Origin of the sequence: Halomonas sp. RT37 (assembly GCF_040070525.1) — a bacterium.
GTDB lineage: Bacteria > Pseudomonadota > Gammaproteobacteria > Pseudomonadales > Halomonadaceae > Halomonas > Halomonas litopenaei.
The window spans coordinates 1,531,648-1,543,951 of record NZ_CP098827.1; the positions used below are offsets into that span (position 1 = coordinate 1,531,648).

The 12,304-nt window shown below is 67.5% G+C and carries 1 protein-coding gene (cut by a window edge); it reads left to right on the forward strand.

Features of this window, described 5'->3' with window-relative positions; genetic code table 11:
* Positions 1 to 12,304, forward strand: the beginning of a protein-coding gene (locus tag NFG58_RS06815) for an LEPR-XLL domain-containing protein (RefSeq protein ID WP_348827839.1). 16,583 nt of this gene lie beyond the right edge of the window; only the first 12,304 of its 28,887 coding nucleotides appear in the window; the start codon lies at positions 1 to 3; the stop codon falls past the right edge of the window.

Below are 12,304 nucleotides of genomic sequence, written 5' to 3' on the forward strand. Positions count from 1 at the left end.
ATGAGTCGCCACCAGCGCAAGCCTCTGTCCGAATTGATCGCTCGTCTTCTCCGCCAGCCCAGGCGTGCTCGTCGTGCCCAGGCAGAGCCGTCCCGGTTCGTGTTCGAGGGACTCGAGCCACGCATGCTGATGTCGGCGGACCCGCTGACTGCCAGCGTGGCCGGTGGCGCCGAGATGACGTTGCGGGTGGTCGAGGAGAACCAGCAGCAGGTGCTGCAGGTGGTCGAACTCGACGAGCAAGGCGTCAGTCAGGTGGTGGCCTCACGCGGCCTCGATGAGGCCAAGGCCAGTGGCGGCGTGGTCATCCAGGGCAGCGACGCCCAGGACATCCTGCGCGTGGACCAGAGCCTGCTGGGCCAGGCGGATGGGTTGCTGGTGAGCTTCCAGGGCGGCGACGGCGACGACGTTCTGGCACTCGAGCATAGCCAGGGGCTGACCATCACCTTCGCGGGGGGCGAGGGCGATGATCGCATCGAGGGCATCCAGGGCAACACCGAGTGGCAGGTGAGCGCCGATGGGTCGGGCAGCGTGGACTGGTCGAGCACCACCACGGCGGCGCGCAACGATAGCTGGCTCAGCTTCACGGGCATCGAGACGGTGAACGCCGCCTCCTATCGCCAGGGCGACGACGGCGTGCTGTCACCCACGGACGATGCCGCCCAGCACCGGCTCTCGAGCAGCCAGGACGGGGCGCGTTGGTCGCTTTACGACGAGGGCAGTCTGGGGCTAGGCAATATCGCGTTCAACGGCATCGACCGACTCGACGGTCGGGCCGGCCAGATCCTCGACTTCAGCGACTTCTCCAACTCGGTAGAGGTCGATCTGGGGACCGGCAAGGCCACCGGCTTCGTCGGTATCGACGGCTTCAATCACGTTATCGGTACCGGCGGCGATGACCGCCTGATCGGTGATGTCACCTCGCAGGTCGACACTATCCTCGACGGGGGTAATGGCAACAACCTGATCGTCGGGGGCGGCGGCGACGACACCCTGAAGGCCGGCGCCGGTCGCAGTACCCTGGTGTCGGTGAGCGGCAGCGATCGCTTCGAACAGAGCGAGCTGGGCAGTGAGTTCACCCCCGAGGAGGCCGAGCTGACCTATGTGGTGCAGCGCGCATCCGGGGACATCAACCTGACCAGCGCTGGCGCCACCGCGACGGTCACCACCGGCGACGGCAGCCTGAGCTTCCAGCGCCAGCCGGTGGAACTGGTGCTGTCCGCCGCGGGGACCGGCCAGACGCTGAACGCCAGCGGCTACTCGCTTTCCGGCGTGACCTTCCAGAGCCTGGATGGCGCCAGCAATAGCCAACTTGTCGGCAGCGCGCAGGACGACCGATTCGTGCTCAGCGCCGGGGGCGGCAGTGTCCAGGCCGGTGGCGGCAACGACCGCATCGAGGCCAGCGCCGACGCCGACATTACCCTGACCGATACCGCGCTGAGCGTGACCGGCTGGACTGACTGGGTATTGGGCGACGTCGAACTCGCCACCCTGGTGGGCGGTGCTTCTGCCAATATGCTGGACGCTTCTGCTTTCACTGGTTCGGTTCAGTTGGAGGGTGTCGCCGGTGACAACACCCTCAAGGCCGGCGCCGGCGATGCGGTACTCTTGGGCGGCAGTGGCAACGACACCCTAGTCGGGGGTGTCGGCGACGACGTGCTGTTCGGCAATCGCGGCAGCAACAGCCTCGATGGTGGCAGCGGCAGCGACTCGGTGCTGGGCAGTACTTCCCACAGCTTGCGTCTGTTCGGTGGTAGCGGTAGCGCCACCCTGGTGCGCGGCGACGTCGCCGAGGAGCGCGAGCTGGTGTGGTCGCGCAGCGCCGGTGAGACGGTGGTCTTTCACTTCGCCGGCGAACAGACAGACGCGCTGGCCTGGGATGCCGACGCCCTGGCGGTACAGCAGGCGCTCGAGGGGCTGTCTGCGGTGGGCGAAGGCAACTTGCAGGTGGCCCGCGAGCTGTTCGAGTCTGCTGGAGAACAGCAGGTGCGCTGGCGCGTCAGCTTTATCGGCGACTTCATGGCCGTGGCCGACGACGGTTCCTTCGCCAAGGCGCTGGTCGGCAGTGGTCTGGCGCTGGGAGCTTCCGGGGCCAGCGCCACGGTGACCTCGACCCAGGTGCGCGCTCGGGAAGCCGGGCGTGACAGCCTGGCCGGTATCGAGCATGGCATGCTGCGTGCCGAGTTTGGCGACACCGTGCTCGACGCCAGCGGCTTTGGCGGCAGTGTCTATCTCCAGGGGGGCAGCGGCAACGACCTGATGATCGGTGGCGAGGCCACGACCCAGTTCGTGGCGGTAGCCGGGGATAACGTCATTCGTGCCGGGGCTGGGCAGAACGAGATCCGCGGCGGCGTCGGCCAGGATCGTCTGGAAATCGTCCTTGCCGATGGCCAGAACGCCGTCAATGTGAGTGGGGACAGCTTCAGCATCGACGGCGGGACCGCTTCGAGCTATCGCGATATCGAGGCGCTGACGCTGGTCGGCAACGCCGGCGCCAACACCCTCGATGCCAGCGGCTGGCACGGGGTCGGCGAGCAGACCCGGGTCACTGCGCTGATGGCCGCGGGCGGCGCCTCCAACGCCGAGATCGAGACCTTCCTCTCGGCGCTGGGCGATGCGATTCCCGGTGCAGAAGACTTTGCCAGCCAGGCGGAATACGAGTCCTATCTGGCGCGTTACGTCACCGGTAGCGAACTCGAGAACTCCGGCGCGCACCTGAGCTTCACCCTGCAGAACGGCGAGACGCGGGCGCTCAATGTGGCCGACGCCCGCACCCTTGGCGACCTGCTGGTGCTGCTGGACAACGTCGAGGGCCTGACCGCGAGCTTCGATGGTGCCAGCGGGCGTCTTGTGGTCACCGACACCACCACGGGAAGCGCGAGCTTCGCCGTCAGCGCCGACGCCACCGCGAAGATCCTGACCGATGCACTCGGCATGGGCGTCAGTGCCGACAAATGGCTGAGCACCGCCTTGAGCGGGACTGGCGTGGTGCTGGACGCCAGTACCGGGGGTAGCGACACCCTGACCGGTAGCCGTGGCGATGACCGTATCGTCGTCGTGTCCGGCGCCGCCAGTGTCGACGGCGGCGCCGGCACCGACAGCCTGCTGGCGGCGGCGGGCGACTCCATGACGCTGACCGATGGCGGGTTGGTCGTTGGTTCGGCCACAACCACGCTGTCCGGGATCGAGGCGGCGCGTCTGAGCCTGACCGGAGGCGCCGACAAGACCTTGACGGCCACTGCCTTTACCGGCGCTTTGGCCATCGATATCGCCGAGGCGGCGACCGGAACCCTCGTGAACGCCGAGACCGGCGATCAGGTCGAGGTGGAACTGGCGGCGGGGAGTCTCGCCCGGCTTGACGACGTGACCGTCATTGGGGGCGCCAGCCTGGTGGGCTACTGGGATGGCGACGCCTCCCTGTCCAACGTGACCAGAACGTTGGACAGCAGTGTCGAGCTGCGTGCCGACGGTGCCTTGACCCTGGACAACGTCGATCTGAGCATGAGTGATCCGACGCTGGGACACGATCTGTCGATCCTGGCGCGTGAGCTGACGATCGGTGGCGATAGTGTGATCGATGCCGGTAGCGGCGAGTTGCACCTTGGCGCGCAGTTGTTTCAACCCCTGCTGGCGCCTGCCAATGGCCTGGTCGACGTGGGCCTGTTCGACCTGTCGGTGGATATCGACAAGGCCACGCTCAAGGGCGGGGACGTAACCATCGATGCGCGTCTGGTGGATCCCGATCGCGACTGGTTCAACCTGCGCACCGGCGTGGCCTTCCTCGACCAGGGCATCGATACGGCGCTGGACTTCCTTCAGGGGCTGTCGCTGTTTGGCAGTGTCTCGGTGATGGTGGCCGAGGTCGCCATCGATATCGGCTCTGACGCGGTCATCACCGCCACCAGCGGGGACATCACCGTCGCCTCCGAGCTCGACATCAGTACCGAGGTGGGCGCCAGCAAGGCCTGGGGCCTGGGCGTGTCGGTCAGCACCCTGATCACCCGCTCAAGTGTGCATGTCCACGGTACCCTGAGCGCCGCAAACGACATCAACCTGAGCAGCAGTGTCAGCACCGCCCAGAGCGTCTCTGCTGAACCGGATGGCCTCAAGGGCGTGGCCGGCGCGGTAGCGGTCAGCGTGCTGGTCAGCGATTCCCGGGTGATGGTGTGGGAAGACGCCAGCCTGAGTGCAGGCAATGATCTGGTGGTTGCGGCGACCAGCGTGGAGGAAAACGAGACCTCCGCCAGTTCCGCCCCTGACAAGGGCAAGGTCGGCATCGCCCTGGCGATCAACGTCGAGACCAGCAACACCGAGGCGCAACTGGCCGGTGACGTCAGTGTGGGCGGCGATCTGACACTGAGCGCCGAGACCTCCCAGGGTGAAGACCACGGCGGTACCAGCGCCAGCGCCGGTACCGCCCCCGGTGGTGGCCCCGATAGCCTTGTCGACGGGGCCACGGCCAGCGCCGAGGACCTGTCGCCGACATCGGTGATCGGCAACTTTCAGGAGGCGCTCAGCGGCGTCATCGGTGACAAGATCAAGGAAGGCATCGCCGACCGCGGGCCTGCCTCCATCGGCGAGCACTTCAAGGAATCCCAGGGCCAGCAGAAGAACGCCCTGGACGTGGCCGCCGCCCTGGCGGTCTCGGTGGACATCAATCGTGCCGAGGCCCGCCTTGGCACCAGCGTGACGCGACTGGGCGCCATCGCCACCCAGCGCAGCGACATCGAGGTGGCCGGCGCGGTCAGTGTCAGCGCCACCAGCGCCCACCGCCCGGCGGTCAGTGCAGAGGGTTCGGCTACCGGCGTCGACCCCAACAAGAAGGAAAAGGAAGAGAGCTTCACCGACAAGGTGCTGGGCAACACCCTGATCGGCAAGCTGCGAGACGCCGCGGCGGAGTCCGAGGTCCAGGGCACCGACAGCGCCAAGGATCAGAAGGAAGACAGCCAGGTAGCCGATGTCGGTGTCGCCGGCGGCTTCGTCTTTGCGCTGCAGAACAACCATGCCGATGCGGTGGTCGAGGGCCTGGTGGACCTGGACGCCGGCGATGCCATCAGCGTCACCGCCGAGAGCCTCAACAGCGTCGATATGGATAGCCTGTGGGGGCGTCACCTGTATGTGGCGGGCAAGGCCCTGGGTGAACTCGATGGCACCTACGACCATGCAAGCGCGGAAGGTACGGCAGACCTGGCCAACGGCGACAAGGTGCTGGTAGCCGATGACCACCAGCGCGGGGGCGAGGCCGGCCTGATCTATCAGTTCGAGGGGGCCGACGTCAGCGGTGTGGATCTCGCCAGTGAAGACTTCAGCGACGACAGCCGCTGGACCGCCCTGAGCTCGCCGTTGCAGACCCGTATCGAGGAATTCGTCGAGGCGCTCAACGCCTTTACTACCGGCAATCTGGGGATCAGCGGCAGCTTCGACAGCTGGACCGTGGCCACCGCCGAGGGGGGCAAGCTCGCCATCGCCGGTGCCGCCAACGTCTTCCTGGTCAATCAGGATAGCGAGGCCCGCATCCGCGAGGGTGCCCGGATCAATCTGGGGGGCGCCACCGATGTGGCCAGCGTCACACCCAGCGACGAGCAGCAGGTCGAGGTCATCGCTCGCAGCGACAACCACCTGCTGTCGCTGGTCGGCAATCTCAGCCTGCCGACCTTTGCCGGCGCCGACGAGGCCAGCGCCGAGGCCTGGCGTGACGCCTTCAAGAGCGATATCGATACTATCAAGTCCGGGTTCGCCGGCATCCAGTCCGATGGCAGCGCCATCGGTGCTTCCATCGGCGTGCATCTGCTCGGCGGGGATACCCGTGCGGTCATCGAGACAGGTGTGGCGCTGGTCGCCAGCAGTCTGGACGTGCGCGCCGACAGCGACACCCTGCTGATCGGGGCGGCGGTGTCCGGTGGCAAGGCCGACAAGGTGGCCTTCAACGCCACTTCAGTGGCCAATATCGTCGACAACACCACCCTGGCGCAGATTCAGGACGGGGTATCGCTGAACATTGGTACCGTCTCGGTGGATGGGACCAGCGGGCCGGCGCTCAGGGTCGGCGCCAACGACGACACCTACGCCTTTGGTATCGGCGGCAGCGTCGCCTCCGGCAAAAGCGCTGGCGTCGGTGTATCGGCGGTGGTCTCGGTGATGGAGCGCGACACCCGAGCGGTGATCGGTGGTGTGACCACGCCAGCCAGCGCCAGCGGTAGCATCACCGTAGGAGGTGATCTGCTGGTCGAGGCCAATAACGGCGGGGTGGTAGCCAACCTCGCCCTGGCCGGAGCCAAGGCGGGCAGCAGCGGTACCAGCGGGCTGGATTCGGCCGGTGACGCCAGCGGCTCGGGCGCTGGTGGTGGTTCGGCTCGGGGCAGCGCCACCAAGGACGACCCCAACAAGTGGCCCAACAACCAGAGCAACTATGACAGCGTGCTCAAGGAGTTGAGTGGCAAGCTCGGCGGTGCCGCCAAGGCGTCTTCCGGCGGCAGCGGCGGCACGTCTTCCACCTCGTCCGGCGGTGACCAGAAGGGTAGCTTCGGCCTCGGTGTCTCGGGTTCGGTGGTGGTGAATATCGCCGACTATCGTACCGAAGCCCTGATCCAGGGGATCGAGACGCTGAAGATCACCGGCAAGACGTCGGTGGCCGCCAAGGACAGCAGCCACCTTGGCATGCTGGCAGGTGGCGCGGCGCTGTCGCTGGGCAGCAGTGGCACCCAGGTGGCGGTGGCCGGGGCCGCCGCCCTGGCCTTCGACAGCGGCATCACCCGGGCGCGGATCGATCGCGTCACCTCCTTTGATACGGGCGGTCTGGCACTCAGCGCTGCGCGAGAGGGCTGGACGGTGGTCGCTGCCGCCGGTGTCGCCGTCGCTTCGGGCGCCAAGGGCTTTGGTGTGGCCGGGGCGGCCAGTGTGCTGACCTCCGCTCGCACCGTCGATGCGGGGCTTTTGAACATCCAGTCCGGTGATCTCGGGGACGTCAGCGTGGTGGCGCGTGACGCCGCCAACGCGGTACTGATCGCCGGTGCGGTGGCTGGCGCCGGCAAGGCCGGCGTCGGCGGGGCGGCGGCCTTTGCCGATATCAGCCACGACGTCGACGCCCACGTCGAAGCGCTGGGCAGTGCCAGCGAGTCGCTGGTGATCGGCGGACTCTCGGTCAAGGCGCTCAGCGATACGCTGGTCATCAGCCTTGCCGGCTCGGCCGGTATCGGTGCCGGGCCCAAGGGGGTTGGCCTTGCGGGAACTGCCGCGGTCAACCTGATCGACAATTCCACCCAGGCACGTGTGGTCGACAGTTTCCTGGACAAGGGCAGTGACGCCCTTGCACCGACACCGGCGGTGTCGGTCAACGCCGATGACCAGAGCAGCATTTGGACGCTGGCCGGCGCCGTCGGTGTCGGCGGCACCGCCGGCTTTGGTGCCGGAGTGTCGGTCAACAGTCTGTCCAATGAAACGCTGGCCCTGATCAGCGGCGGGGCCATCGCCAACGCTGGTACCGTGGCGGTGGTGGCGGCCAACACCGGTCTGGTGCGCTCGCTGACCCTGGGGATAGGTGCCAGCACCAAGTTCGCTGGTTCCGGCAGCGTCTCGGTCAACCAGATCGCCAATACCCTGCGCAGTTCAATCAGTAACGCCAACGTCTCGACGGTCGGCCAGGTGCTGGTGGCCACCCGCGATCGCGCTGAGCTTGTGGCGATCAGCGGTGCAGGAGCCGGTGCCGGCAAGGTGGCCCTGGCCGGCAGCGTCTCGGTCAACCTGATCGACAACGACAGCCAGGCGCTGATCCAGAACGCTACCGTCTCGGCCGGCGGTGATGTGGTGGTGGACGCCGAGGCCAGCAGCCTGGTGGTGTCGGTCGCTCTTGGCGGTGCCGGGGCCGGCAAGGTGGGCCTCGCCGGTGCCGTCAGCGTCAATCTGATCAAGGGCAAGGTGGAGGCCCTGATCGACGGCGGTCGGGTCGAAAGTGGTAGCGGTGATATTCGTGTCCAGGCCACCGACAGTGCCCAGGTGGTAGTCGTGGCCATCGGCGCCGCGGGCGCCGGCACCGTGGCCGGCGGGGTCAGCAGCGGCACCGTTCAGGTCGACAACGCCATTGTGGCCCGGGTGACGGGGGCCACCTTGATCGCCGGTGGTGACGTAGCCGTCTGGGCGGGCCTGGCCGAGCGCAGCGGTCGCGCCGCGCTGGAATTGTCGGCACTGGGACTTGAGATGGACCCGGCGACCCAGGGCACCGAGACCAATCCGAGCACAGGGTCATCGGATATTGCCGCCCGGGACATGTCCAACATGGACTGGACCGCCGGGGTGATCAACCTGACCATCGCCGGTGCGGGCGCCGGCAGCGTGGCCGGCTCCGCTGCGGTGGGGCTCAACTGGCTGCGCTCCAGCGTGCTGGCCGAAGTCTCGGGCGGCGCCAGTATCACCGCCGCTGATAGTGTCAGCGTGCTGGCCCAGGACAAGAAGGGGCTGGTCAACTTCTCCTTCGGCGCCGCCGGTGCCGGCAATGCGGCGGGGGGCGCGGCGATCGCCTTCAATTATCTGGGAGGCGACCCCAGCGATCCCTCGCGCACCGTCGACAACACCAGCGACCAGAACGTCGACGCCAGCGAAGACGCCTTCATCCTCCAGGGCGAGCGCAGCGACCACGGCTACAGCGTGGGCCAGATCGCCGCCTTGATCGATGCCTCCAGTGTGACCGCCACCAGTGGTGACGTGCTGGTGGACGCCCGTTCCGAAGCCAGCATGCTCAACATTACCGCCGGCGGTGCGGGCGCCGGGGCGGTGGCCCTGGCCGGCTCCATCGGCATCAACTTCATGCAGAATGATGTGCTGGCATCGATTGGCAATGGCGCCGTGGTCAGGGCCAGCGCCGGTGACGTCAACGTGCATGCCTCGGTGGCGCCGATCATGATCAACGTGGCCGGCGCGGCGGCTGGTGCCGGCTCCGTCGGTCTTGCCGGCGCCTCGGCGACCAACGACATGGCGTCGGCGCTGAGCGCGAGCATCCTCGGGGCGAGCACCGAGGTAACGGCGGGTGGGCGCGTCGACGTCAAGGCCGAGTTGATTCGGATCACCGATGTGCCTTCCGTCAAGGTCGATGACAGCCTGATACCGCCAGAAGACTCAGACGAGAATCGCCCGGCGACGCCTGGGCAGGGCGACCAGGTCTGGAGCTTTGCGCTGGCCGGTGCCGGTGCCGGCAAGGTGGCGGTGGCCGGGGCGCTGTCGCTCAACTGGCTGCGCGGCAGCGTCACGGCGGTGATCGACCAGGCCACGGTCTCGGCGACGGGAGACATTGCCCTGTCGGCCAGCGATGATCTCGGCCTCAATGCCTTTACCGTGGCGGGGTCCGGTGCCGGGGCCTTCGCCCTTGCCGGTTACCTGGCCTACAACTACATCGGCGGTGATCCGGACGACCCCACCAGCGACAGCGCCAACCGTATCCACGCGCTGATCAAGGGCGGCGCCAGCGTGGCGTCCAGCGCCGGCAAGGTCAGCCTTTCAGCGGTCTCATCCTCGAGCATCAGCGCCTACTCCCTGGGTGGTGCCGTGGCCGGTTTCGCCGCACTCAGCGGTACCACCTCGCTCAATTTCACCCGCAAGGACGTGGTCGCCGATATTCGCGACAGCGCCACCGAGGTGAGTGGCGCCGGCGGCATCGCGGTAAGCGCCAGCGACACCAGCGCGATCTCGGCGGCCAGTGCCCAGGTCAACGTGGCGGTCAAGGGTGGTGCGGCCGGTCTTTCGGTGGCCTATCTGGACATCGACAACAGCATCCTGGCCGGTAGCCAGGGCGCCACGCTCGACTCGAGCGGCGGCGATATCGCCATTGATGCCCGCTCGCGCTCCACCAACCTGATCGTGATAGCCGGTGTCAGCTATGGCACCTTCGGCGCAGGTGCCGGCAACGCCGGCAGCTCGTTGATCAACAACACCAGCGTCGCGCGCATCGACGGCGGCAGCGTCGATGCCGCCGGCAACGTCAGCGTGGTCAGCGACAGCAAGGACGTCAGCACTATTACCCTGGGCACCGTCAGCGTGGGTGCGGTGGCGCTGGGCGGTGGTGTCGGGGTCGACCTGCTGGGCAGCACCTCTGAAGCCTGGATCGGTGGTGGTGCGCGCGTCAGCGCCGGCGCCGGCGGTGCGGCCGTATCGGTGCGCGATGACTGGAACAATGGCTGGACGACAGACAGCCACAAGGGTGTGGTGGTGCTGGCCACCAGCGAGGTGTCCTTCACCAGCGTGGCGGTGACCGCGGCGGGCGCCGCCGGCAATGCCTTGGCGGCCAATGTGGTGGTGGATGGTGTCACCGGCGCGACCCGCGCCTACATCGACAAGGCGCGCATCGACAGCACCGCGGACGTGGTGGTGCGGGCCCTGCATCGTGGCGACGCCGACAGTGGCGGTGGCGCGGCGGCGGTCAGTGGGGGCAGCTCCGGCGCCGCTGGTGTCGATGTCACCCTTTTCCAGCACAAGACCGAGGCCTTCATCAGCGGTGACGGCTTCGACCACTCGGCTGAAAGCGACGGCCTGATGGTCAAGGCTGGCGGCGACGTGGCGGTGGAGGCCCGCGCCGACGTGAGCTTCCTGTCCACGGTGATGGGGGCGGCGGTGGGCCTCAACGGTGTCGCCGGTTCGGGATCGGCCAGCGTGGTCGATCTGTCGCTTGAGACCCTGGCCTATCTCAAGGACGTGGAGGTCGCCGGCACCAACGTGGCGGTACGTGCCGACAACGACGTGGACGGCCGCTTTATCGTCGGTGCGGTGGCCGGTGGCTCCGTCGGTTTTGGCGCCTCGCTGGCGCTGGGGTTGCTCAACCCCGAGGCACGAGTGTCGCTGGACAAGGCAATAGTGACTGCCAGCAATGATATCGCGGTGTCGGCAAGCCAGCGCCTGGATCTGGGGATCACCGTAGCCACCGCCGGTGGCGGTGCGGTCGGTGTGGCCGGCGCGGTATCGGTGATGACGGCGGATGCGGTGACGCAGGTGCTGGTGTCCGGCGATAGCGAGCTGACCGCCGGCAATGACGTGCTGCTTGAAGCATCCACCACCACCCTGGTCAATGAGCGCAGTGGCCCGGCCGGCTATCTGCAGGGGGTCGGCGCTGCCGCCGTCGGCGCGGCGGGCTTCGGTGCTTCGGTGGACGTCATGGTGCTGCGCGAGCAGACCCGTGTCAGTGTGGCGGATGGTGCGCAGATCATCGCGGGGGGCGATGTGACCGCCGAGGCAAGGCTGTCGCGTACCCTCAACTCCACGGTGATCGCCTTTGCTGGCTCCGGCTCTTTGAGCCTCAGTGGCGCCATCTCGGTGATCAGTCTGGGCAAGGGGCTGAGTGAGGAGAGCTTCGAGCGGGTCGAGGACCTGCAAGACTTGGTGAGCGATACCTTCGCCGGTTTCCAGAGCGGCGAGTTCGCCATGAAGGCCGAGGCCGAAGACTCTGATTCCGGCACCGATACGCCGCTGGACAGCGACGAGCAGGCGGCGTTCGACGGTGACTTCGATCGCCCCGACGATGCCGGAAACCACAACAAGGCCAACCGCACCTCGACCAACAGCGCCCTGAGCACCCTGACCGGTGGACTCTCGGGGGATACCCTGTTCGACGTCGAGGCGTCACCTCTGAAGGTAGGTGACACCGCCGCGACCCTGGGACGTGGCGTGACAATCACCGCCGGCGGGGACGTCAGCGTCAAGGCCAGCGAAGCCCTCAAGGTGCAGACCCTGACCGGCTCCGGTGCGGTCAGCGGTGTTGCCAGTGTCGGCCTGTCGGTGGGGGTGGTCGAGCTCAACGGGGCGGTGACCGCCCAGGTGGGCCACGGCTCGACCCTGGATGCGGCGGACACCATCGAGGTGGCGAGCGACTACGACGGTGACGTGTCGATCAGCGCCTATGGCGGTTCGGCGGCACCCAGCATCGCGGTGGGTGGCCAGGTGGCCATCCTGCTGGATCGCACCCAGCAGCTTGCCTCGCTGGAAGGCGCCACGAGCGCCGCTGGCGGCACCCTGATCAAGGCGGCGGATCGCGTCGATATTATGGCCAGCGCCGATCGCGACTATTCACTGAGGGCTGCAGGTGGGGCCATCGGCCTGGTGGCCGCAGGCGTGTCGGTGGGCACCGTCGAGATCAGCGGTGCGACAAGGGCCTGGGTCGGCGAGTATACCAGGGTGGGCGAGAACCAGAGCGTCGGTTCGCTGAACGTCTCGGCCACGAGTATCGATCGGGTCGCGCTGGAGGTGGTGGCGGTGGCCGCCGGGATGGCCGGCGGCAGCGCCAACGTGGCCCTGGTGACCCTGTCCCAGGAGGTGCAGGCGTGGATCGGTG